The 23,457-nt window shown below is 69.8% G+C and carries 18 protein-coding genes; 5 read left to right on the forward strand and 13 right to left on the reverse strand.

Features of this window, described 5'->3' with window-relative positions; translation table 11 throughout:
- Positions 1-2: 2 nt before the first annotated feature.
- The 10 genes from sigJ to ACWDAG_RS13460 form a co-directional block, all read right to left on the reverse strand.
- Positions 3-893 carry an RNA polymerase sigma factor SigJ gene (gene sigJ, locus ACWDAG_RS13415; RefSeq protein ID WP_450695974.1) on the reverse strand — a complete coding sequence of 297 codons (891 nt, stop codon included), beginning with the start codon at positions 891-893 and terminating at the stop codon, positions 3-5.
- A gap of 26 nt (positions 894-919) precedes the next feature.
- Entirely contained in the window at positions 920-1,663 is a 744-nt protein-coding gene (locus tag ACWDAG_RS13420) for a PIG-L deacetylase family protein (protein WP_450695734.1), read from the reverse strand.
- Between the two features lie 44 nt (positions 1,664-1,707).
- Positions 1,708-3,009 carry an alpha/beta fold hydrolase gene (locus ACWDAG_RS13425; protein WP_450695735.1) on the reverse strand — a complete coding sequence of 434 codons (1,302 nt, stop codon included), beginning with the start codon at positions 3,007-3,009 and terminating at the stop codon, positions 1,708-1,710.
- Positions 3,010-3,110: 101 nt separating this feature from the next.
- On the reverse strand, positions 3,111-4,136 hold the full coding sequence (locus ACWDAG_RS13430; RefSeq protein WP_450695736.1) for a LacI family DNA-binding transcriptional regulator: 1,026 nt from the start codon (positions 4,134-4,136) through the stop codon (positions 3,111-3,113).
- A 79-nt stretch (positions 4,137-4,215) separates the two neighbouring features.
- Positions 4,216-5,628 carry a BNR repeat-containing protein gene (locus ACWDAG_RS13435; protein ID WP_450695737.1) on the reverse strand — a complete coding sequence of 471 codons (1,413 nt, stop codon included), beginning with the start codon at positions 5,626-5,628 and terminating at the stop codon, positions 4,216-4,218.
- 29 nt (positions 5,629-5,657) lie between these two features.
- Positions 5,658-5,978 (reverse strand): L-rhamnose mutarotase, encoded by a 321-nt coding sequence (locus tag ACWDAG_RS13440; RefSeq protein WP_450695738.1) that lies wholly within the window; start codon positions 5,976-5,978, stop codon positions 5,658-5,660.
- A gap of 32 nt (positions 5,979-6,010) precedes the next feature.
- Entirely contained in the window at positions 6,011-7,090 is a 1,080-nt protein-coding gene (rhaS, locus tag ACWDAG_RS13445; protein ID WP_450695739.1) for a rhamnose ABC transporter substrate-binding protein, read from the reverse strand.
- A 96-nt stretch (positions 7,091-7,186) separates the two neighbouring features.
- The gene (locus ACWDAG_RS13450; RefSeq protein WP_450695740.1) at positions 7,187-8,161 is read right to left on the reverse strand and encodes an ABC transporter permease; all 975 of its coding nucleotides are present in this window, start codon (positions 8,159-8,161) and stop codon (positions 7,187-7,189) included.
- Entirely contained in the window at positions 8,154-9,194 is a 1,041-nt protein-coding gene (locus ACWDAG_RS13455) for an ABC transporter permease (RefSeq protein ID WP_450695741.1), read from the reverse strand. Before ACWDAG_RS13455 ends, ACWDAG_RS13450 begins: the two co-directional genes overlap by 8 nt.
- Positions 9,191-10,708 (reverse strand): sugar ABC transporter ATP-binding protein, encoded by a 1,518-nt coding sequence (locus tag ACWDAG_RS13460; protein WP_450695742.1) that lies wholly within the window; start codon positions 10,706-10,708, stop codon positions 9,191-9,193. The genes ACWDAG_RS13455 and ACWDAG_RS13460 overlap by 4 nt, the downstream gene beginning before the upstream one ends.
- 271 nt (positions 10,709-10,979) lie before the next feature.
- On the opposite strand from ACWDAG_RS13460, the gene rhaI (ACWDAG_RS13465) reads away from it, so the two are divergent.
- On the forward strand, positions 10,980-12,140 hold the full coding sequence (gene rhaI / locus ACWDAG_RS13465) for an L-rhamnose isomerase (protein ID WP_450695743.1): 1,161 nt from the start codon (positions 10,980-10,982) through the stop codon (positions 12,138-12,140).
- 332 nt (positions 12,141-12,472) lie between these two features.
- On the opposite strand, the gene ACWDAG_RS13470 is transcribed toward rhaI (ACWDAG_RS13465), so the two are convergent.
- Positions 12,473-13,336 carry a LysR family transcriptional regulator gene (locus ACWDAG_RS13470; RefSeq protein ID WP_450695744.1) on the reverse strand — a complete coding sequence of 288 codons (864 nt, stop codon included), beginning with the start codon at positions 13,334-13,336 and terminating at the stop codon, positions 12,473-12,475.
- A 180-nt stretch (positions 13,337-13,516) separates the two neighbouring features.
- Here ACWDAG_RS13470 and ACWDAG_RS13475 point away from each other — a divergent pair, with 180 nt between their 5' ends.
- The gene (locus ACWDAG_RS13475; RefSeq protein ID WP_450695745.1) at positions 13,517-14,392 is read left to right on the forward strand and encodes an NAD(P)H-binding protein; all 876 of its coding nucleotides are present in this window, start codon (positions 13,517-13,519) and stop codon (positions 14,390-14,392) included.
- 14 nt (positions 14,393-14,406) lie between these two features.
- Here the strand turns inward: ACWDAG_RS13475 and ACWDAG_RS13480 are convergent, their stop codons facing one another.
- Both ACWDAG_RS13480 and ACWDAG_RS13485 read right to left on the reverse strand, forming a co-directional pair.
- Positions 14,407-17,043, reverse strand: coding sequence for a family 78 glycoside hydrolase catalytic domain (locus tag ACWDAG_RS13480; RefSeq protein ID WP_450695746.1), 2,637 nt, complete (start codon positions 17,041-17,043; stop codon positions 14,407-14,409).
- Positions 17,043-18,341 (reverse strand): MFS transporter, encoded by a 1,299-nt coding sequence (locus tag ACWDAG_RS13485; protein ID WP_450695747.1) that lies wholly within the window; start codon positions 18,339-18,341, stop codon positions 17,043-17,045. The genes ACWDAG_RS13480 and ACWDAG_RS13485 overlap by 1 nt, the downstream gene beginning before the upstream one ends.
- A 261-nt stretch (positions 18,342-18,602) precedes the next feature.
- Here ACWDAG_RS13485 and rhaI (ACWDAG_RS13490) point away from each other — a divergent pair, with 261 nt between their 5' ends.
- The 3 genes from rhaI (ACWDAG_RS13490) (at position 18,603) to ACWDAG_RS13500 (ending at position 23,389) form a co-directional block, all read left to right on the forward strand.
- On the forward strand, positions 18,603-19,763 hold the full coding sequence (gene rhaI, locus ACWDAG_RS13490; protein ID WP_450695748.1) for an L-rhamnose isomerase: 1,161 nt from the start codon (positions 18,603-18,605) through the stop codon (positions 19,761-19,763).
- A 141-nt stretch (positions 19,764-19,904) separates the two neighbouring features.
- Entirely contained in the window at positions 19,905-21,944 is a 2,040-nt protein-coding gene (locus ACWDAG_RS13495) for a bifunctional aldolase/short-chain dehydrogenase (protein WP_450695749.1), read from the forward strand.
- 8 nt (positions 21,945-21,952) lie between these two features.
- A complete protein-coding gene (locus ACWDAG_RS13500) occupies positions 21,953-23,389 on the forward strand; it encodes a rhamnulokinase (protein WP_450695975.1) in 1,437 nt (478 codons plus the stop codon).
- Positions 23,390-23,457 lie beyond the last annotated feature (68 nt).

A 23,457-nucleotide genomic window follows, 5' to 3' on the forward strand; every position in this document is an offset into this window, starting at 1 on the left:
CCTCAGTCGAACGCGCCGAGGTCCAGGCGGGCGAGCCGCTCCGGGTCGGCCAGGATGTTCAGGGCCACAATCCGGCCGTCGGCGACGGTGACGCCCATCACCGACAGCGGCCGCCCCTCGGGCGCGTTGACGACGCCGATCTCCCCGTTGACCAGCACCACCCGCGCGAACTGCGCGAACTGCCGGAACAGCAGCGCCTGTTCGGCCACCGGCTTCGCGCCGCGCACCGTCTTGGAGGCGGCGGCGCCCCCGACCAGCGCACCGGAGTCGGCCCGCAGCACCACGTCGGGATGGAGCACCGCGACCAGCGCCTCGAAGTCACCGGCGCGGGCGGCCGCCATGAAGGCGTCGACGACCTGCCGCTGTCTGCCGAGGTCGGGTTCCGAGGACGGCGTGGCGCCCCGCACCCGGCGCCGGGCCCGGCTGGCCAGCTGTCTGGTCGCCGCCGAACTGCGCTCCACGATCGGCGCGATGTCGTCGAACGGCACGGCGAACATGTCGTGCAGCACGAACGCCAGCCGCTCGGCGGGTTCCAGTGTCTCCAGCACCACCAGCAGCGCCAGCCCCACCGAGTCGGCCTGCAGGACCTCCTGTTCGGGGTCGATCTGCGACAGGGGTCTGATCACGGGATCGGGCACGAACGTCTCGTCGATGGGATCCTCACGACGCGAGGCCCGGGAGCGCAGCATGTCGAGACAGACCCGTCCGACCACGGTGGTCAGCCAGCCGCCGAGGTTGTGGATCTCATCCGTGTCGCTGCGGCTCAGCTTCAGCCAGCTCTCCTGGACGGCGTCCTCCGCCTCGGCGACCGAACCGAGCATGCGGTAGGCGACCGCCTTGAGATGGCCGCGGTGTTCCTCGAACCGGTCGGCCAGTACGTCCGTGCCGTTCATGTGCTCCCCCATGTCGTCGGCTGTGCCTATCGGTTGAAGACCTCGAACGCGACCGCGGGCCGGCCCCCGAACCGCTCCCCCGTCGCCGTGGCGTGCGCCGTCAGGAATCCGCGGACGTACGTCTCCGGGTCCTCGTCGGTCAACGCCTTGATGTAGCTGCGGTGTTCGAGCAGCGAGTGCACCGCGCGCTCCAGCCCGGCGGAGGCGTCCGCCGCGTGCGTGGGCGAGGCGGAGCCTGCGACGGCGACCCAGCGGACGCCGTTCCAGGGCTCCAGGCCCTGTTCGAGGAGCTCGGGGAAGATCCACCGGTTGCCGGCGTCGCCCGCCGCGTCGAGCGTGGCGCGGCCGACGGCGACGTGGTCCGGGGTGTTCCAGGCGATGCCACCCCAGGTGTCCCGGTGGTTGAGGGTGATCACCAGCTCGGGCCGGTGCCGGCGGATCGCGGCGGCGATGTCGCGGCGCAGGGCGGTGCCGTACTCGATCACGCCGTCCTTGTGGTCGAGGAACTCCACCTGCGTCACCCCCACGACGGCCGCGCTCGCGCGCTGCTCCCGCTCGCGCTGGGGACCGCATTTCGCGGGCTCCAGGGTGTCGATGCCCGCCTCACCGCGCGTGGCCAGTACGTATGCGACCTCGCGGCCCTCGTCGGTCCAGGCGGCGACGGCCGCCGAGCACCCGTACTCGAGGTCGTCCGGGTGCGCGACGACCGCGAGGGCGCGCTGCCAGTCGGCAGGCATGGGCTGCAACTCGGTGATCTTCGGCTCGGTCATGGTCGAAGACTAATGCGTGACACCGACATCACTCCCGGTGAGTTTCATGCCTCGTCGCGTGTCAGCGCCAGCAGCCGGTCCAGCACCCGCGGCCCGCCCGCCCGTACCCCGTCGTGCTCGAACTCGTCGGTCACCCAGGTCCGCAGGCCCCGGACGGTGCGGGCGGTCTCTAGGGCGTGGGTGGTGTCGACGTACATGTCGTCATGGTAGACGGCCGCCGCGACCGGGATCTCGTTGACTACGAGGCGCGCGGGGTCGTAGAGGGGCGGCCAGTCGGTGCGGGCGGCGAGCAGGTCGGCGGTCTCGCGCAGGGGGCGCAGCGCCGGGTCGCAGTCGAACATCCAGGGGTGGACGGACTCGCCGGTGAACAGGAGCGGGCCGTCGCCCGCGAGGGTCTTGGCGGCGTCGAACTGCGGGAACTCGGCGCGGACGCGTTCGGCCGACCAGGCGGTGGGGCGCTCGTCCTGGCCGTAGATCGCCTCGTGGACGAGGGCGTAGAGGGGGTGGCTCGCATAGGACAGGAGGCCCTGGGCCTCCTCCTGGAACGCGTCGGAGAGGGCCGGGCCCAGGGGGGTGCGGACGAAGGCGTGTTCCAGGAGGTAGTGCAGGCGGTGGCTGCCCTCGCTGCCGCCGAGGACGATGCCGAGGGACTGGAAGGCCTCGGCGGTGAGGCGGTAGCCGTTCGGGAGGGTGACCTCGTGGCTGAGGAGGTGGTCGGCGATACGGCGGGCGCGTTCGACGTCCTGGGGGTAGCGGGCGTAGTGGGCGGTGACCTTGCGTTCGACGCGGGGGTAGGCGGCGCGGTAGACGTCGTCGGCGTGCGCGTGGAGGGAGGGCAGGCCGCCGGTGATCACGGCGGCGGCGAGGCCCTCGGGGGCGCTGGAGAGGTAGTGCACGGTGCAGAAGCCGCCGAAGCTCTGGCCGAGGACCGTCCAGCGGGCGCCGCCGGTGACCTGGGTGCGGATCGCCTCGCAGTCGCGGACGATCGCGTCGGCCCGGAAGTGCGCCAGGTAGTCGGCCTGTTGGGCGGGGCCGCCGCGCAGCGGGAGGGTCTGGCGGTTGGCGGGTGTGGAGTGGCCGGTGCCGCGCTGGTCGAGGAGGAGGACGCGGTACTCCTTGAGGGCGCGGCCCAGCCAGGACTGCCTGCCCACGAAGCGGTTCGCTCCGAAGCCGGGGCCGCCCTGGAGGTAGACCAGCCACGGCAGGTTCTGCTGGGCCTTGTCGCTGGCGACGACCTCACGTGCGTAGAGGTCGATCGTCTCCCCCGCCGGGTCGTCGTGGTCGAGGGGCACGGTGAAGTGGCGGTCGGTGAGGACGACGCCGGGCTGGCGGTAGGTGGCGGTCAACGGGTCTCCAGGGACGGACGGGTTTCTGGCCGCGTCCCACTTCACCACATGTTCGTCCGGCGGCGGACTCCCTGGATCATGAAAACTTACTGACCTGGCGATCAGCGGGCGGACAGGCTGGAGCGTCGTACGACAAGCTCCGGCTGGAGTACGACACGCCGATGCTCGTGTCGCTTGGTCCCGTTTTCCGCCTCCGTCTCCTCCAGCAGCAGCTCGGCGGCGAGGGCCCCCATGGTGACGGCGGGCTGGCGGACCGAGGTGAGCGGGACGGCCGCGGCGGCTGCGAACTCGATGTCGTCGTAGCCGACGATGGCGAGGTCGTCGGGGACCGTTATACCGGCCGCGTACATGGCCTGCAGGACGCCGAGGGCCAGGAGGTCGTTGGCGCAGAAGACGGCGGTGGGCCGGTCGGCGAGGCCGAGCAGGCGGGCGCCGGCGTCACGGCCGGCGGCCACATCGAGGCGTTCGGTCGGCAGTTCGCGCAGGCACTCCGGTCCGAGGCCGGCCTCGGCGAGGGCGTTCAGGGCGCCCGTGCGGCGGTCGCGCACCTGGTTCAGGCCGGGCGGGCCGCTGACGTAGGCGATGGTGCGGTGCCCGGCGTCGACGAGATGGCGCACGGCCAGGGCGCCGCCCGCCACGTCGTCGACGGAGACGGAGCACTCGGTCGTGCCCTCTGCGACCCGGTCGACGAGGACGAAGGGAATGTTGTGCCGCCGGAACGTCTCGATGTTGCGGCCGGTCGCGTCGGCGGGCGTCAGCAGCACGCCCCGCACCCGCTGCTCGGCGAAGAGCGAGAGGTACTCGGCCTCCTCGCCCGCGCTCTGGGCGCTGTTGCAGACCATGACGCCGAGCCCTGCGTCACGTGCGGCACGCTCGGCGCCGCGCGCGACATCGACGAAGAACGGGTTGCCCATGTCCAGGACGAGCAGCCCCATGATCCGGCTCCGGCCCGCGCGCAGCTGGCGCGCGGACTCGCTGCGGACGTAGCCGAGCCGGTCGATCGCGGACAGCACCCGCGCCCGGGTCTCCGTGGCGACCGTGTCCGGACGGTTGATCACGTTCGACACCGTGCCGACGGAGACTCCGGCGGCGCGGGCGACGTCCTTGATACCCACCGACTGGCTCATCGGGCAGGGACCTCCAGAGGGACGTGATTAGGCCGGAAGGCCTTCACATTACCGTCATCGTTCGGCGCATCATGCCCGGTCACACGGGCAGTGCGAAGTCGACGACGTGGAGTGCCGAGGGGGTCGTACCGCTCGACTTCTCCTGGTACATGAACGACAGGACGTTGTCCGCCCTGACCCGCAGCTCGTCGATCACGACCTCGCCGAAGGCGTTCAGGTCGCTGCCGTCGTACAGCAGCGTCCAGTCCGTGTACCCGGAGGCCTTCGAGGCGCCGGCGATCCGGCCGAAGGGGAAGATCGCGTACGCGTTGTCGTACTTGTCCAGGACCAGCTTGGTGCGCTGGCTGGAGCCCAGCGCGACGGGGATCTCGGTCTTCTGCCAGGTGCCGGAGGAGTTCTTGCGGAGGTGGAAAGCGCGGCCGCCTGCGGTGCGGTCGGCGACGTAGTCGGTGGTGCACTGGCCGAAGCGGCCGGGGACGTAGCTGATGATCGCGTGCGGGAGGCCGGAGGAGTCGGTGAACTGGCTCTCCTGGTTCATCAGCGAGTGGTCGGGGTTGAGCGAGTCGACGACCAGTCCGCTGTCCGTGACGGCCACCGTGTCGGAGCTGCCGGTGGTGCCTACGACGGTGCCGGCGTCGTTGCGCCAGGTGCGGCCGCGGTCGGTGGAGTAGACGTAGCCGGTGTCGTGATTGGTGATGCCGCCGCTGTCGCACATGACGGCGGCGTTCTGCTCACGCCAGGTGAAGAAGGAGTGCAGGCGGCCGTTCACGTCGTAGTCGATGCCGTGCAGGTACATGTTGCGGGCGGTCGAGGAGCCGTGCGAGCTGGTGTAGGTGCCCGTGGAGCTGGACCACTCCCCCAGTGCCGTCCACGTCGAACCGTCGTACTCGGCAAGGGCGTTGCGGCCGTTTCCGGAGATCCCGACCCGGTAGCTGAGCTGGAGCCTGCCCTCGGGGGTCGAGAGGAACTGCGGGTAGGTGAACTGCGAGGTGAGCGCGAGACCGTCGAGCGAGGTCTGCACCGCGCCGAAGACGGACGAGGTCCAGGACGTGGTCGCCGGGTTGTCGAGGAGCCCGGCGATCGACTTCACGTAGAAGTAGCCGTCGCTGTGGGAGTCCATGTTGAGGTGCAGGCGGCCGTCGACCTTGGAGACGCCCATGGAGATGACGTTGTGGGAGTCGCTGGTCTTGAGGACATGCGACAGCGTCACGGTCGACCAGTTGCTCCCGCCGAGCACGCGCCGACCGACCACGGCGTTGCCGGTGGAGGTGTACCAGGCCGCGTACTGGTGGTCCTTGTACGTGAACAGGCCGTTCTTCTGGAACGAGTTGTTGTTGACCAGCCCGTCGTAGGAGACGAAGAAGACGGCCTGCCCGTCGAGTTGGGTGGTGCCCTTCTTGCTGACGGAGGGGCCGGTATCGGCGGCCCGTGCGGTGCCCGGCGTTGCCACGGCCGCAAGTATGGCGGTCGCGAGCGCGGTACGTCTTCTCATGAGCGGCTCCAGCGAAGGCGAGGAGGAGATCAAGCGAGGTGGAAGACCTCGGTGAGCGGTTTCATGGCCTCGTCGGGCCGGGCGCCGTCCAGCGACTCGAAGAACGGCGCCATCTCGGCCTGCCAGCGGGCGTTGACCTCGGTGGCCTCCATGCCGGCGATCGCGGCCTCGAAGTCGTCGGTCTCCAGGTAGCCGACGAGCAGGCCGTCGTCGCGCAGGAAGAGGGAGTAGTTGTGCCAGCCGTTGGCGGAGAGCGCTTCGAGCATCTCCGGCCACACGGCGGCATGGCGTTCGCGGTACTCGGCGAGCTTGTCCTCGCGGACCTTGAGGAGGAAACAGACGCGCTGCATGAAGTACCGGCTCCCGCAGGGGTGGAAGGGGCTCAGAAGTTGAACTGGTCGATGTTCTTGGCGTTGAACACGGTCGGCTTGCCGAGGGTGATCACGCCGTCCTTGCCGATGGTGTACTCGGTGGAGCCGGCCTTGAAGGTCTCGCCCTCCTTGCCGGTGATCTGACCGGAGGCCAGCGCGACGGCGGTACGGGCGGCCAGGTCGCCGAGCTTCGCCGGGTTCCACAGCTCGAAGCCCTCGACGGTGCCGTTCTTGACGTACTTGCGCATGTCGTTCGGGGTGCCGAGGCCGGTCAGCCTGACCTTGCCCTTGTACTTGGACCCGGACAGGTACTGGGCGGCCGCCTTGATGCCCACCGTGGTCGGGGAGATGATCCCCTTCAGGTTCGGGTACTGCTGGAGCAGCCCCTGGGTCTGCTGGAAGGACTGCTGGGCGTCGTCGTTGCCGTAGGCGATCTTGACCAGCTTGATGTTCTTGTACTTCGGGTCCGCCAGCTCCTTCTTCATGAAGTCGATCCACACGTTCTGGTTCGTCGCGGTCTGCGCGGCGGACAGGATCGCGATCTCGCCCTTGTAGCCGATCTGCTGTGCCAGCAGCTGCACCTCGGTACGGCCCAGGTCCTCGGCGGAGGCCTGCGAGACGAAGGCGTTGCGGCAGTCGGGCTTGGTGTCGGAGTCGTAGGTGACGACCTTGATGTTGTTCTTCATGGCCTGCTTGAGCGCGGTGCACAGGGCGCCCGGGTCCTGCGCGGACACGGCCATCGCGTTGACCTGCTGCTGGGTGAGCGTGTTGACGTAGGAGACCTGACCGGCGGTGTCGGTGGCGCTGGAGGGGCCGACCTCCTTGTACTTGCCGCCCAGCTCGGTGAGGGCCTTCTCGCCGCCCTTGTCGGCGGAGGTGAAGTACGGGTTGTTGACCTGCTTGGGCAGGAAGCCGACGGTCAGGCCCTTCTTGAGGGCGGCGTTGGGGTCGGCCTTGGCGGTCGAGGTGGCCGCCGCGTCGTCACTCTTGGAGTTGTTCTTGGTGGTACCGCCGCACGCGGTGAGGGCGAGAGCGAGGGAGGTTCCGGCGGCGAGCGCCGCACAGGCATGGCGGAGGGACGACTTGCGCATGACGGGGTCCTTCTTACGAGAGGTGAGTGGAACGCCCCGTTAGGGGCGCGGGGAACTGCGCGACCGGCCACATCCGGCCCGCAGCCAACAAATGACCTATCCGGCGGAGCGAGCCGCCCTCGCGATGGAAATCTGGCGTGCGACTCGCGGCCCGAGCACGGAGACAACGAGCAACGCACCCGTGACGACGATCTGCGACTGCGCGGAAACATTGAGCAGACTCATCACGTTCTGCAGGGCGCCGAGCAGGAAGACTCCGGCAACCGCACCGCCGAGCGTGCCCTTGCCGCCGTCGAAGTCGATGCCGCCGAGCAACACGGCGGCGACGACGGAGAGTTCGAGACCGGTGGCGTTGTCGTAGCGGGCACTGGCGTAGTGCAGGGCCCAGAAGATCCCGGTGAGGGAGGCCATCAGCCCCGTCACGGTGAACAGGATCAACTTGTGCCGCCTGACCCGGATCCCGGCGAACCGTGCCGCCTCCTCGTTCGCGCCGATCGCGAACAGCGAGCGTCCGAACGGGGTGGCGTGCAGGACGACCACTGCGATGGCGAGCAGTGCCAGGAAGGGCAGGAAGGCCTGCGGGATGAAGGTGTTCCCGATGCGTCCGGCCGCGAAGTCCAGGTACTGGGTGGGGAAGTCGGTCACCGCGTCGGAGCCGAGCACGATCTGTGCGATGCCCCGGTAGGCGGCGAGGGTGCCGATGGTGACGGCGAGGGAGGGCAGTCCGAGCCGGGTGACGAGGAGCCCGTTGACGAGCCCGCACACCACGCCCAGCAGCAGGCACAACGGAATGATCGTCTCGATGGCCATGCCGTCGTTCCACAGCTTGCCCATCACGGCACCCGAGAGGCCGGCCGTCGAGGCGACGGACAGGTCGATCTCACCGGAGACGACCAGCAGCGTCATCGGCAGGGCGATCAGGGCGATCGGCAGGGTGTTGCCGATCAGGAACGACAGGTTCAGGGCGTTGCCGAAGCCGTCGACCGTACTGAACGACAGCAGCAACAGGACGACGAGGAGCGCGCCGACGACCGTGTCCCAGCGGACCGCGCGCGTCAGGGACTCAGGCATGGCGGGCGTTCCTCTTCTTCAGGGCGGAGGCCACGCGCAGCGCGACGACCCGGTCGACCGCGATGGCGAGGATGAGCAGGATGCCGTTGATGGCGAGCACCCACACGGAGCTGACGCCGAGGGCGGGCAGCACGCTGTTGACGGAGGTCAGCAGCAGGGCGCCCAGCGCCGCCCCGTAGACACTGCCGGAGCCGCCCGTGAAGACGACACCGCCGACCACGACCGCGCTGACGACGGTGAGTTCGTAGCCGTTGCCGGTCCCGGAGTCCACGTTGCCGAACCGGGCCAGGTACATCGCGCCGGCGAGGCCCGCGAGACCGCCGCAGAAGGTGTACGCGGCCAGGATCCGCTTGCGGACGGGGATGCCGGCGAGCCTGGCGGCCTCCGGGTTGGAGCCCAGGGCGTACAGCTCGCGGCCGCTGCCGAAGTGCTTGAGGTAGTACGCCGTCGCCACCAGCACCGCCAGGGCGATCAGCGCCAGCCACGGCACGGCGGAGAGACCGCCGGAGCCGAAGTCCACGAAGCCGCCCGGCAGGTCGGCCGCAGTGATCTGGCGGGAGCCGACCCAGATGGAGTCGACGCCGCGGATGATGTAGAGCGTGCCGAGGGTGACGACGAGTGCGGGCACCTGGCCGAGGCTGACGAGCAGGCCGTTGAGCAGGCCGAAGCCCACGCCCAGCAGCACCGCCAGCAGAATGGCGATGACCGAGTTACCGCCGCCGTGCAGATGGTCGCCGGCGGCGAAGGCGCTGATGCCGAGGGTCGAGCCGACCGACAGGTCGACGTTCCTCGTGATCACCACCAGGGACTGGCCGGTGGCGACCAGCACCAGGATGGTGGCGTTGAGGAGCAGGTCCTTGATGCCCTGCTCGGACAGGAACTCGCTGTTGCCCGCCTGCGTGATGCCGATCATCACCAGGAAGACGAGCAGGATGGCGAGTTCGCGCATCTTGAAGACGCGGTCGACGAGCCGGGTGCCGCTGGATCTGGGCACCTCGGCGACAGGGGTTTTGTCGGGGGTGGTCACCGTCATGCGGCGGCCCTCCCGGTGGCTGCGGCCATCACGGTTTCCTCGGTGGCTTCGGCGCGTGGGATCTCGGCGGTGAGGCGCCCCTCGTGCATGACGAGCACGCGGTCGGCCATGCCGAGGATCTCGGGCAGGTCGGAGGAGATCATCAGGACGGCCACGCCGTCGGCGGCCAGCTCGCTGAGCAGCCGGTGCACCTCGGCCTTGGTGCCGACGTCGATGCCGCGGGTGGGCTCGTCGACGATCAGCACCCGCGGGCCGGTGGCGAGCCACTTGGCGAGGACCACCTTCTGCTGATTGCCACCGGACAGGGTGTTGACCGTATCGGCGATCCGGGCGTATTTGACCCGGAGCTTGACGGCCCAGTCGAGTGAGCGGCTGCGTTCGGCGCCGCGGTCGACGAGGCCCGCCCTGACGGTGGTGCGCAGACCGGTCAGGCCGATATTGCGTTCGATGGACATGTCCATCACCAGGCCCTGGGCGCGCCGGTCCTCGGGGACGAGGGCCAGCCCGGCGGCCATGGCGGTGGAGGGGGCGCCGTTGGTGAGCTTGCGCCCATGGACCTCGACCTCGCCGGCGTCCCAGCGGTCGATGCCGAAGACGGCTCGGGCCACCTCCGTACGGCCCGCGCCGACAAGTCCCGCGAGGCCGACGATCTCGCCGTGCCGCACATCGAAGGAGACGTCGGTGAAGACGCCCTCGCGAGTCAACCGCCTTACGCTGAGGGCGACTTGGCCGGGCTTGACGGCCTGCTTGGGGTACAGCTCGTCGAGGTCGCGGCCGACCATGCGCCGCACGAGGTCATCCTCGGTCATGCCCTCGATCGGCTCGCTGGAGACCCAGGCGCCGTCGCGCAGGGTGGTGACCCGCCGGCAGATCTCGAAGATCTCCTCCAGTCGGTGCGAGATGAACAGCACCGCGGCGCCCTGTTCGCGCAGGGTGCGTACGACGCCGAAGAGACGGGCGACCTCACTGCCGGTGAGGGCGGCGGTCGGCTCGTCCATGATCAGGACGCGGGCTTCGAAGGAGAGGGCCTTGGCGATCTCGACGATCTGCTGGTCGGCGATGGACAGGCCGCGGGCCGGGCGGTCGGGGTCGAGCTCGACGCCGAGACGCCGCATCAGGGCCAGGGTCGCGGCGTGGGTGGCCTTGTGGTCGATACGGCCGAGGGCGCGCCGGGGCTGGCGGCCCATGAAGATGTTCTCTGCGATCGAAAGGTCGGGAAAGAGCGTGGGCTCCTGGTAGATGACGGCGATGCCGGCGTCGCGGGCGTCGCCGGGCCCGTGGAAGACGACGGGCTCACCATCGAGCAGCACCCGGCCGGCGTCGGGCCGGTGCACACCGGCAAGGGTCTTGATCAGGGTCGACTTGCCCGCGCCGTTCTCTCCGGCGAGTGCGTGCACCTCGCCGGGGAACAACTCCAGGGAGACGTCCCGCAGGGCGCGCACCGCGCCGAAGGACTTCGAGATGTCCTCGAGCGCCAGCACCGGGGCCGGACCCGTGTCGGACGGGTGGGTCATCAGGGGCTCCTCGACGACGCCGACAAGGGGCTCACGACGTCGTGAAAGGTTTCAACTTGGTTGCCGGGACGTTAGGCGCGTCGGCCATGTCACGTCAATGGGTGAGCCTCGAAAAAATTTCGAGACCCCTTCGAGAGCCAGAGGCCACGGCCGGGCCACGGGCAACAGCCTCTGCCGGAATGCTTGACACCCCCGCAGGGGGCTCTAAGCTTCCCGTCCTGAATCGATTCATCCATCGGCCGTTCCGGCCAGACGTCACAGGAGCCCTGAAGTGACCGAGCTCGCCGCGGTGAAGGCCGCGCTGAAGACCCAGGCAGTCGAGACGCCGTCGTGGGCGTACGGGAACTCGGGGACCCGGTTCAAGGTGTTCGCCCAGCAGGGCGTGCCGCGCACGCCGCAGGAGAAGCTGGCCGATGCGGCGCAGGTGCACGCGGTGACGGGTGTGGCCCCGACGGTCGCGCTGCACATTCCGTGGGACAGGGTGGAGGACTACGGTGCCCTGGCGAAGTACGCCGAGGACCAGGGCGTGAAGCTGGGTGCGATCAACTCGAACACGTTCCAGGACGACGACTACAGGCTGGGCAGCATCTGCCATCCCGATCCGGCGGTGCGGCGCAAGGCGCTGGATCATCTGCGGGAGTGCGTCGACATCATGGACGCGACGGGGTCCCGGGACCTGAAGCTGTGGTTCGCCGACGGCACCAACTATCCCGGACAGGACGACCTCCGCGCACGGCAGGACCGCCTCGCCGAAGGCCTGGCCCAGGTGTACGAGCGGCTCGGCGACAGCCAGCGCATGCTCCTGGAATACAAGCTCTTCGAGCCCGCCTTCTACGCCACCGACATCCCCGACTGGGGCACCGCCTACGCCCACTGCCTCAAACTGGGCGACAAGGCCCAGGTCGTGGTCGACACCGGACACCACGCACCCGGCACCAACATCGAGTTCATCGTCGCCACCCTGCTGCGCGAGAACAAACTCGGCGGGTTCGACTTCAACTCCCGCTTCTACGCCGACGACGACCTCATGGTCGGCGCCGCCGACCCCTTCCAGCTCTTCCGCATCATGCACGAAGTCATCCACGGCGGCGGCTACACGTCCCACGTCGCCTTCATGCTCGACCAGTGCCACAACATCGAAGCCAAGATCCCCGCCATCATCCGCTCCGTCATGAACGTCCAGGAAGCCACCGCCAAAGCACTGCTCGTCGACCGCGACGCACTCCAGGCAGCGCAGCGAGCCGGGGACGTACTCGAAGCCAACGCCGTCCTCATGGACGCCTACAACACCGACGTACGCCCGCTGCTGGCCGAGGTCCGCGAGGAGATGGGGCTCGACCCCGACCCGATCGGCGCCTACCGCCGCACCGGATGGGCCGAAAAAATCGTCGAAGAGCGGGTCGGTGGACAACAAGCCGGATGGGGAGCCTGAACACTGCCACCCATCCGCCAGAACCTGCCGTTTACAGACTGCGGGCCCGATGTGTCCGGTCACGCCCGCGCGGCGAAGCCGCAAATCAATACAACCCCACGCACCTGACAGGGCACGTCAGAGGTTCGCGAAGCGGTTCCGTGGACATGGCCCCGTGCCGTCAGGTTTCTCCCATCCCGAACGAGTCGTGGACGGACCGCACCTCTACCGCCACGACATGGAAGCCGGCACGCGTTCGGCGATCTCCCGCGCTCGTTCCGGGGTGGCGCAGTCGATCACGTAGTACGCGGTTCGTGTCGACGGAAGACGTCCGCGCGTTCGGACGAGGTACTTCATGCGACCACCTCGACAGGCGGGACCACCGACGTCGCCACCCGGACCAGTGCGGCGGTGGCCGTCGAGCAGGACTGCTGCGGCCAGGCGATCGACAGGGTGGCCGGTGGGGCGTCCGGGATCTCGCGGTAGGCGATGCCGGGGCGCGGATACCGGGTGGTGACGGATTCGGGCAGCAGGGTCACGATCTCGCCCAGTTCGACAAGGGTGAGCAGTTGGGGCAGGTCGGCGACGTCATGGCGCTCGACGATCATGTCCAGGTAGGCGGCCAGGCCGTCGAGACGGCCCGCCTCGACTCCCGGGATGGCCAGGTCGGCGAGGGTGAGGTGGTCGCGGGCGGCCAGGGGGTGGGCGGCCGGGAGGGCGGCCAGGCGGCGTTCGACGGTGACCGCTTCGCTGTCCAGGCCCGTGTGGTCGAAGGGTTCGTAGATCAGGGCCGCGTCCGCCTCGCCCTGGCGCAGCAGACGGGCCTGGTCACCCCAGCCGGACAGGCGGATCGTGACGGGGAGGGCGGCGGGCTCGGTCGCGTAGCGGGCCAGGATGGGTTCCAGCAGGCCCCCGTCGCCGTCGGCCTTGAGGGCCAGGACCAGCTTGGCGTCCTGGGCGGCCGCGCGCTGTGCCCGTCGGCCGGCCGCCTGCAGGGCGTCGAGCGCGATCCGGGCCTCCCCGAGCAGGACCGTGCCGGCGGGGGTCAGCTCGACGTTGTGGGTGGTGCGCTCGAAGAGGGTGACGCCGAGGTCGGCCTCGAGTTTGCGGATGGCGCGGGAGAGGGGCGGGGCGGAGATGCCCAGCCGTTCGGCGGCGCGGGCGAAGTTGAGTTCTTCGGCCACGGCGACGAAGTAGCGCAGTGCTCGGGATTCCACGGTCCGGCACCTCCGTTCGGTATTACCCAGAGGGTAACAAGCGGGATCCCTTCGGTCCTTCCGTCCCGCGGGGGTGCACCGCAGGATCGAAGCACGCGGTTCCCCGGTCCGTCCAGCTGGTCCTTCCAGCGGCGCGAGGGTGCCAACTGCCTTTCCAGCGAGCCCCCTTGGAGCTTTTCCATGCTTGTCATCACCACTCCCACCGGTCAGATCGGCCGCCAGGTCGTCGATGGTCTCCTCGACGGCGAGGAGCCGGTCCGTGTGATCGCGCGCGACCCCTCCCGGCTGCCTGCCCAGGTGCGCGGGCGCGTCGAGGTCGTCCAGGGGTCGCACCGTGACCTCGATGTCGTCATGGAGGCCTTCGCGGGCGCGGACGCCGTGTTCTGGGTGGTGCCGCCGGACCCGCGTGCGGAGGACGTCGAAGGCCACTACGTCGACTACACGCGTGCGGCCTGTCAGGCGATCGGGGACCGGGGCGTCAAGCGGGTCGTCGCCGTGTCGACCATGGGCCGCGGAATCGAGAAGAACGCCGGGCATCTGTCGGCGTCGCTGGCCAAGGACCGGATGCTCATGGACACCGGAGTGCACTACCGGGCACTGCAACCGCCGGCCTTCATGGAGAACCTGCTGTGGCAGGTGGCCGCGATCAGGGACCAGGGCGCGTTCCACTGGCCGCAGCCCGGCGACCGCGTCGTCGCGTCCGTCGCCACCCGGGACATCGCGGCCAAGGCCACGGAGCTCCTGCTCGACCGGTCGTGGAGCGGTCAGGAGGGTGTCCCCGTGGTCAGCCCCGACGCCCTCTCCCCCAACGGCATGGCACAGGTCCTCTCCGAGGTGCTGGGGCGGCCCGTCCGGTATCGGCAGCTGCCCCTCGACACCTACCGGGCGATGATGCTGGAGCACGGCGCGAGCGAGGCATGGGCGCAGGGCCTGGTCGACATGGCCGTGGCCCAGATCAAGGACGCCTACGACGAGGACCACCGCATCGCATCGCCCAGCCCGACCACGTTCCGCCAGTGGTGCGTGGAGGTGCTCAGGCCGGCCGTCCTGGCCTGAGCACCTCGCTCGTCCTACTCCTCCGGCTCGGCGAACGGATTCCGGATCGCGGCCGGCGGCCAGGCGGGCGCCGTATACGCCCGCCGGAAGGTACGGCGGCCCGAGCCGACCTCGAACGGCTCGTCATCACCCGGGAGTCGGACCTCGGCCCGGGTGTTCGGCGGGACGAGCACCTCCACCACGAGCGTGCCGTTCTCGATCCGCCAGCCCGCCTCGGCACGGCCGTACGGCGTGTCGTGGGCGGCCTTGGCGAAGGTGAGGTCTCCGCCGGGAACGGGTGCGATGCGCAACCTGCGCCAGCCCGGTTCGGCGGCTTCGAGGCCCGCGACCGTGCGGTGCAGCCAGTCGGCGACAGCGCCGAGGGCGTAGTGGTTGAAGGAGGTCATCTCGCCGGGGTTGATGCTCCCGTCGGGCAGCATCGAGTCCCATCGCTCCCACACGGTCGTCGCCCCCATGCTCACGGGGTACAGCCAGGACGGGCAGCCCTTCTCCAGGAGCATCCGGTACGCCAGCTGCGCTTCCCCGCCGGCGCACAGGGCGTCGCAGATCAGCGGCGTACCGGCGAATCCGGTGGCGATGCGGAAGCCCGCCTTGCGCACGATGAACGTCAACCGCTCAGCTGCGCCGAGCCGTTGACGCTCCGTCGGCAGCAGTGCGAAACACAGCGCGAGGGCGTACGCGGTCTGCGCGTCGCTCGACATCCGCCCACGCGGGGTGACGAACTCCTCGGCGAAGGCCGCCCGCACCGACCGCGCGAGCTCCTCGTACCGTACGGCGTCGTCCTTCTCCCCCAGCAGCCGCGCCGTCTCGGCGAGCACGTCGGCCGAGCGGGCGACGTACGCATTGGCGACGAGATCGCCGTCCGTACGGGCGTCTCCCGGAGCGTCCGGCGGGGCGGCCGGGTCGAGCCAGTCGCCGAGTTGGAAGTCCTGCCGCCACAGGCCGCCGCCCTCCTCGGTGAGGCGGGCAGCGGTCTCCACCCAGGCGCGCATGCTCGGGTACTGGGTGCGCAGCACCGCCAGGTCGCCGAAGCGCCGGTACAGCGTCCACGGGAGAAGCACCGCAACGTCCGCCCACACCGCGTGCGGGGTGCCGCCGAAGCCGGCGGGCAGGACGTCGGGCACGACCAGCGGGGGTGTGCCGTCTGCGCGGGCGAGTTGTTCGGCGGCCAGGTCGCGCAGCCAGCCGCCGAGCATGCCGGAACAGTCGTAGAGGAAGGAGGCGGTGGGGGCGAAGACCTGGATGTCGCCGGTCCAGCCGAGGCGTTCGTCGCGCTGGGGGCAGTCGGTGGGGATGTCGAGGAAGTTGCCGCGCATGCCCCACACGACGTTCTCGTGCAGGCGGTTGACGAGCTCGTGCGAGGACTCGAACCATCCCGTGCGCGCCATGTCGGTGTGCAGGACGACGGCTTCGACCGCGGACGGGTCCAACTCGCCGGGCCAGTTGTCGATCTCGGCGTAGCGGAACCCGTGGAAGGTGAAGCGGGGTTCGTACGTCTCCTCGCCCGCGCCGGCCAGGGTGTACGTGTCGGTGGCGGCGGCGAGACGCAGGGGCCGTACGCCGAGTTCGCCGTGCTCCAGAACTTCCGCGTGCCGCAGGGTGATGGTGTGTCCGGCCGGGCCCGAGACGCGGATACGCAGACGTCCGACCAGGTTCTGCCCGAAGTCGAGGACGGTCTTCCGGGACGGTGTGGTGAGGACGGCGGCGGGCGCCAGGGTCTGGGTGCGGCGCACGGGCGGCCCGGTGGGAGCCACCAACTGGGCCTCGGGGAGCGGGAGTTCGGAGACGGGTGACCAGTCGGAGGTGTCGTGGCCCGGTTCGGACCAGCCGGGGCGGGCCGACCGGGCGTCGTGGACCTCGCCGTCGTAGAGCTCGGAGCGCAGGATCGGGCCGGTCGTGGCGCGCCAGGCCTTGTCGGTGCCGATGGTGGTGACGGTGCCGTCGGCGTGGGTGACCTCCAGCTGGGCGAGGAGCGCGCGGCGGTCGCCGTAGAGGTTGCGCCGGCCGCCGTGGAAGCCGAGCCGGCCCGTGTACCAGCCCTCGCCGAGGAGCGCGCCGATCGCGTTGTCGCCCTCGCGCAGCAGGCCGGTGACGTCGAAGGTCTGGTAGCGCAGCCGGTGGCGGTAGGAGGTCCAGCCGGGGGCGAGCACGTGGTCGCCGACACGGTTGCCGTTGATCTCGGCCTCGTAGACGCCGTGGGCGGTGATGTGGAGCCGTGCCGACGCGACCGCCTTGGCGAGACTGAAGGTGCGGTGCAGCAGCGCCACCGAGAGCGGGGCGTCGGCGGGTTCGCGGTCGGGGGTGACGGGCCGGGCGGTCCAGTCGGTACGGGCGAGCAGTCCCGTCTCCGCCCAGGTGAGCGGCGACCAGGCGGACGGCTCGGCGTCCTCGCCCCACACCTGGACGCGCACCCCGACCCGGCTGCGGGAGGCGAGCTCCTCGCCCGGCCACTCCACCAGCACCGATTCGGCGCCGTCCACGCGGCCGGTGTCGGTCAGGACGGTGCCGCCGGCGCCGGTGATCTCCAGCCGGTACGCCTGCTGCGTCCAGCCCGGTGTGTCGGTCTCGGTGCGCCAGCTCAGGCGGGGGCGGGACTCGCCGATACCGAGCGGCTCGCGATGGTGTTCCAGGACGGGTGCGGTGACTCGCATCAGATCGCTTCCTTCGCGCGGACGGCGGATGTGGTCCCTGCGGCCGCAGCCCGCCCCTGCGGAGCGATGGTGCGAACAACCCACACACCGATCAGACCGGACACGGCCACACACGCCGTGATGATCCACAGGACGGCCGAACCGCTGGTCGCCATCAGGGTCGGAGTGGCCAGACCGGCGGCACCGCACAGGGCGCGGCTGAGGCCGTAGGTCACTCCCTGGGCGGTCGCGCGCAGTTCCTCGGGGAACGCCTCCTGAGACCAGACCTTGTAGTTGGCCTCACCGGCGAACTGGTTGACCACGTTGTAGAGGAGCAGGAAGAACACCATCGCCGCGAGCACGGCGCCTCCGGTTGCCGCGGCCACGGCGAAGGCAAGGACCTGGAGCACCGCGCAGACGTGGAACAGCCGGTCGCGCCAGGGGGTGTCGGCCAGCCGTACGAAGGCGAGCGAGCAGAGCAGTCCGATCGGGAGCCCGGCCAGGCCCATCCCCGTGGCGAGGGTCTGGGAGGCGCCGCTGACGGTGGTCAGGAAGTACGTGCCGTACTGGCCCATGGTGTTGGCGGCGAGGTTCCAGGCGAGGTAGAAGCCGCCCGTCGCGACAAGCGGGACGAGGACCGGCTTGGCACCGAGGCGGCGCAGCGCCCGTGCGTCGATGCCCTCGCCACCACCGCCGCGCTCGGCCTCTTCCATGACGGGAGAGAGCTGCATGCGGTTGCGCAGCACCCAGCCGACCAGGGCCACGACGGCGAGATGGGCGAAGAGCAGCTGAGCGGAGAGGTAGCCGAGCGTGGAGGTACCGAAGCCGATCATGATCGCGGCGGTGATGCCGACGACCCACATGGTCTGCGTCGCGCCGATCAGCCGGCCGCGTACCGAGCGCGGGGAGTGCTCGGAGACCATGGCCAGCGAGGTCGGCAGGTCGGCGCCGGCCGCGAGACCGCCGATGATCATGCCGGCGAAGAGGAACGCGCTGTTGGGGGCGAAGACCAGCAGGGCGGCGCCGACGGCGTAGACGAGGATGTCGATCCCGTACACACGCCCTCGGCCGAAGCGGTCGGCGAGGCGGCCGCCGACCAGCGAGCCCGCGGCGATGGAGAAGGTCAGCGCCGCACTCAGCGCGCCCAGACCCCAGGAGGACAGGTGGAAGCGGCTCTGCCACAGGCCCAGTGACAGGCCGGAGGAGACGATGATGCCGGAGTCCAGGTAGGAAGCCATGCCGGAGAGGACGGCCAGGCGCCACTGGGAGCGGGTCACTCGGGGTTCGGCGGGCCTGCGGGAGATGGCGTCGTTGCTCATCAAGGCGGCCTTTCGGAGGGGGAGTTCGGGGACGGAGGGCCGGTGAGCCATCAGGTGATGACACGTGTAAGCAGCCCTGAAAGGAGCCATGAAACGTTTCACGGCATCGTGAGGCCACAGGGGCGGTCCGTCAAGGGTTCCGGCAACGAAAATCTTGGCACTCGCATGAACTCGTCAGAGTGAGCGCGCCGACGCCTTGACGGCATCCCACCAGTGGGACTACTTTCGCTGAAACGATTCAAACATTGTTCAGAGGTGGTCATGCCAGACCAGTCCGCCGTGAAGGCAGCACTCGCGGCGCAGAAGATCGAGACGCCGTCGTGGGCGTACGGGAACTCGGGGACCCGGTTCAAGGTGTTCGCCCAGCAGGGCGTGCCGCGCACGCCGCAGGAGAAGCTGGCCGATGCGGCGCAGGTGCACGCGGTGACGGGTGTGGCCCCGACGGTCGCGCTGCACATTCCGTGGGACAGGGTGGAGGACTACGGTGCCCTGGCGAAGTACGCCGAGGACCAGGGCGTGAAGCTGGGTGCGATCAACTCGAACACGTTCCAGGACGACGACTACAGGCTGGGCAGCATCTGCCATCCCGATCCGGCGGTGCGGCGCAAGGCGCTGGATCATCTGCGGGAGTGCGTCGACATCATGGACGCGACGGGGTCCCGGGACCTGAAGCTGTGGTTCGCCGACGGCACCAACTATCCCGGACAGGACGACCTCCGCGCACGGCAGGACCGCCTCGCCGAAGGCCTGGCCCAGGTGTACGAGCGGCTCGGCGACAGCCAGCGCATGCTCCTGGAATACAAGCTCTTCGAGCCCGCCTTCTACGCCACCGACATCCCCGACTGGGGCACCGCCTACGCCCACTGCCTCAAACTGGGCGACAAGGCCCAGGTCGTGGTCGACACCGGACACCACGCACCCGGCACCAACATCGAGTTCATCGTCGCCACCCTGCTGCGCGAGAACAAACTCGGCGGGTTCGACTTCAACTCCCGCTTCTACGCCGACGACGACCTCATGGTCGGCGCCGCCGACCCCTTCCAGCTCTTCCGCATCATGCACGAAGTCATCCACGGCGGCGGCTACACGTCCCACGTCGCCTTCATGCTCGACCAGTGCCACAACATCGAAGCCAAGATCCCCGCCATCATCCGCTCCGTCATGAACGTCCAGGAAGCCACCGCCAAAGCACTGCTCGTCGACCGCGACGCACTCCAGGCAGCGCAGCGAGCCGGGGACGTACTCGAAGCCAACGCCGTCCTCATGGACGCCTACAACACCGACGTACGCCCGCTGCTGGCCGAGGTCCGCGAGGAGATGGGGCTCGACCCCGACCCGATCGGCGCCTACCGCCGCACCGGATGGGCCGAAAAAATCGTCGAAGAGCGGGTCGGTGGACAACAAGCCGGATGGGGAGCCTGAACACTGCCACCCATCCGCCAGAACCTGCCGTTTACAGACTGCGGGCCCGATGTGTCCGGTCACGCCCGCGCGGCGAAGCCGCAAATCAATACAACCCCACGCACCTGACAGGGCACGTATCTCCAGAAGGACTGAATGGACATGGCACCCCACCCCGAAGCCGCCGCACTGCTGGCTCGTTCCCACCGGCTCGGCTCTGATCCCCGCAATACCAACTACGCGGGAGGCAACGCCTCCGCGAAGGCCACCGACACCGACCCCGTGACCGGTGGTGACGTCGAGTTGATGTGGGTCAAGGGGTCCGGTGGTGACCTCGGCACGCTCACCGAGGCCGGGCTTGCCGTGTTGCGGCTGGATCGGTTGCGGGCGCTGAAGGGTGTCTACCCGGGTGTGGAGCGCGAGGACGAGATGGTCGCCGCGTTCGACTACTGCCTGCACGGGAAGGGGGGTGCCGCTCCCTCCATCGACACCGCGATGCACGGACTGGTGGAGGCCGAGCATGTCGATCATCTGCACCCCGATTCCGGGATCGCTCTCGCCTGTGCCGCCGACGGGGAGAAGCTGACCGCCGAGTGTTTCGGCGACACCGTCGTGTGGGTGCCGTGGCGGCGACCCGGCTTCCAGCTGGGCCTGGACATCGCCGCGGTCAAGGAGGCCAACCCCCAGGCCATCGGGTGCGTCCTCGGCGGGCACGGGATCACGGCCTGGGGCGACACCTCCGAGGAGTGCGAGCGGAACTCGCTGCACATCATCCGCACCGCCGAGGCGTTCCTGGCCGAGCGGGGGAAGGACGAGCCGTTCGGGCCGGTCATCGAGGGCTACGAGGCGCTGCCGGAGGCGGAGCGGCGGGAGCGGGCTGCGGCGCTGGCGCCGTATGTGCGGGCTGTCTCCTCTCAGGACAAGCCGCAGGTGGGGCACTTCAACGACTCCGATGCCGTCCTGGAGTTCCTGGCGCGCGCCGAGCATCCGCGGCTCGCCGCGCTCGGGACCTCCTGCCCCGACCATTTCCTGCGTACGAAGGTGCGGCCGCTCGTGCTCGACCTGCCGCCGGCCGCTCCCCTGGAGGAGGCGATCGCGCGGCTGAAGGAGCTGCACACCGAGTACCGCGAGGAGTACGCCGCCTACTACCAGCGGCACGCACTGCCCGACTCCCCCGCGATGCGCGGCGCCGACCCGGCGATCGTGCTGGTTCCCGGAGTGGGCATGTTCAGCTTCGGCAAGGACAAGCAGACCGCGCGGGTGGCCGGTGAGTTCTACGTCAACGCCATCAACGTGATGCGCGGTGCCGAGGCCGTGTCGACGTATGCGCCGATCGAGGAGTCGGAGAAGTTCCGCATCGAGTACTGGGCGCTGGAGGAGGCCAAGCTCCAGCGGATGCCGAGGCCCAAGCCGCTCGCCACGCGCATTGCGCTGGTCACGGGCGCGGGCAGCGGGATCGGGAAGGCCATCGCGCAGCGGCTGGTCGGTGAGGGCGCATGTGTCGTCGTCGCCGATCTGAACGCAAAGAACGCCGCTGCCGTGGCCGAGGAGTTGGGCGGTCCGGACAAGGCCGTCGCCGTGACGGTGGACGTGACGGACGAGGAGCAGATCGCGGCGACCTTCAGGGCGGCCGTGCTCGCCTTCGGCGGCGTCGATCTGGTGGTCAACAACGCCGGGATCTCCATCTCCAAGCCGTTGTTGGAGACTTCGGCCAGGGACTGGGACCTGCAGCACGACATCATGGCCCGGGGGTCCTTCCTCGTGTCACGGGAGGCGGCTCGGGTGATGATCGCGCAGGAGCTGGGTGGCGACATCGTCTACATCGCCTCCAAGAACGCCGTCTTCGCCGGGCCCAACAACATCGCCTACTCGGCCACCAAGGCCGACCAAGCCCATCAAGTACGGTTGCTGGCCGCCGAGTTGGGCGAGCACGGCATCCGCGTCAACGGGGTCAACCCGGACGGTGTGGTGCGCGGTTCCGGGATCTTCGCGGGCGGCTGGGGTGCGCAGCGGGCGGCCGTGTACGGGGTGCCGGAGGAGAAGCTGGGCGAGTTCTACGCCCAGCGGACCATCCTCAAGCGGGAGGTGCTGCCGGAGCATGTCGCCAACGCCGTGTTCGCGCTGACCGGCGGGGAGTTGACCCACACGACCGGGCTGCACGTGCCGGTCGACGCCGGTGTCGCGGCCGCCTTCCTGCGGTGAGCGCGCTCGTGAAGTCGTACGCCGCGATCGACCTCGGCGCGTCCAGCGGGCGTGTCATGGTCGGCCGCGTGGGCCCGGACAGCCTGGAGTTGACCGAGGCTCACCGCTTCCCCAACCGGCCCGTTCGGGTGCCCGAGGGACTGCGGTGGGACATCCTCTCCCTCTATGGGGGTGTCCTGGACGGGCTGCGGGCGGCCGGGCAGGTCGACTCCGTCGGTATCGACAGCTGGGCCGTGGACTACGGGCTGCTGGACGCGGACGGGGCGCTGCTCGGCAATCCCGTGCACTACCGGGACTCCCGTACCGAGCGCGTCGCGGAGAAGGTGTGGGCGAGCGTGCCCGCCGAGCAGCTGTATGTGGCGACCGGGTTGCAGTATGCACCCTTCAACACGCTGTATCAGCTGGTGGCGGCGCGCGAGACGGCCCAACTGGCCCATGCAGAGCGGCTGTTGCTCATCCCGGACCTGATGTCCTACTGGCTCACCGGCGAGCAGGGCACCGAGCTCACCAACGCCTCCACCACCCAGCTGATCGATCCCCGGACGCGCGACTGGTCGTCCGAGGTCGCCTCGCGGCTGGGCGTCGACCTGGGTCTGTTCGCGCCGCTGCGGCAGCCCGGGGATCCGGCGGGTGTGCTGCGGCCGGAGGTGCTGGAGGAGACCGGGCTGCGGGGTCCGGTGCCGGTGACGGCGGTCGGTTCGCACGACACGGCGTCGGCGGTGGCCGCCGTACCGGCCGGCGGCGAGCGGTTCGCGTACATCTGCACCGGGACCTGGTCGCTGGCCGGCCTCGAACTGGCGGCGCCGGTGCTGAGCGAGGAGAGCCGGGCCGCCAACTTCACCAACGAGCTGGGGCTGGACGGCACGGTCCGCTATCTGCGCAACATCATGGGGTTGTGGCTGCTCCAGGAGTGCGTACGGGCCTGGGGTGAGCCGGCTCTGGGCGAGCTGCTGCTGGAGGCGGCCAAGGTACCGGCGCTGAGGTCGCTGGTGGATGCCGGGGATGCGGCGTTCCTGGCGCCAGGGCGCATGCCGGAGCGGGTCGCCGAGGCCTGCCGTGTCTCGGGGCAGCCGGTGCCCGAATCCCCTGCGGAGATCACGCGGTGCCTCCTCGACTCGCTCGCACTGGCCCACCGCCGGGCGATCGAGGACGCCCAGCGGCTGGCCGACCACCCCGTGGACGTCGTACATGTCGTCGGCGGCGGGACGCGGAACGCGCTGTTGTGCCAGCTGACCGCCGACGCGTGCGGACTGCCGGTGGTGGCGGGTCCGACCGAGGCGGCCGCGTTGGGGAACGTGCTGGTCCAGGCCCGGGCGCACGGGCTGGTCGGCGATCTCGCGCAGGGACGGCGCCTGCTCACGCGCACCCAGCCGCTCACCCGCTACGAGCCGCGGGGCGATACCGCCCGGTGGCGTGAGGCACAGGCCCGGCTCATCGGAAGGTAAGTGGGGTCTCCCCCACGCCCCATCCCCCGGCTACTCTTCACTCATCCGATGATCGATCGCAAGGAGCC

Source organism: Streptomyces sp. NPDC001157 (assembly GCF_053598255.1).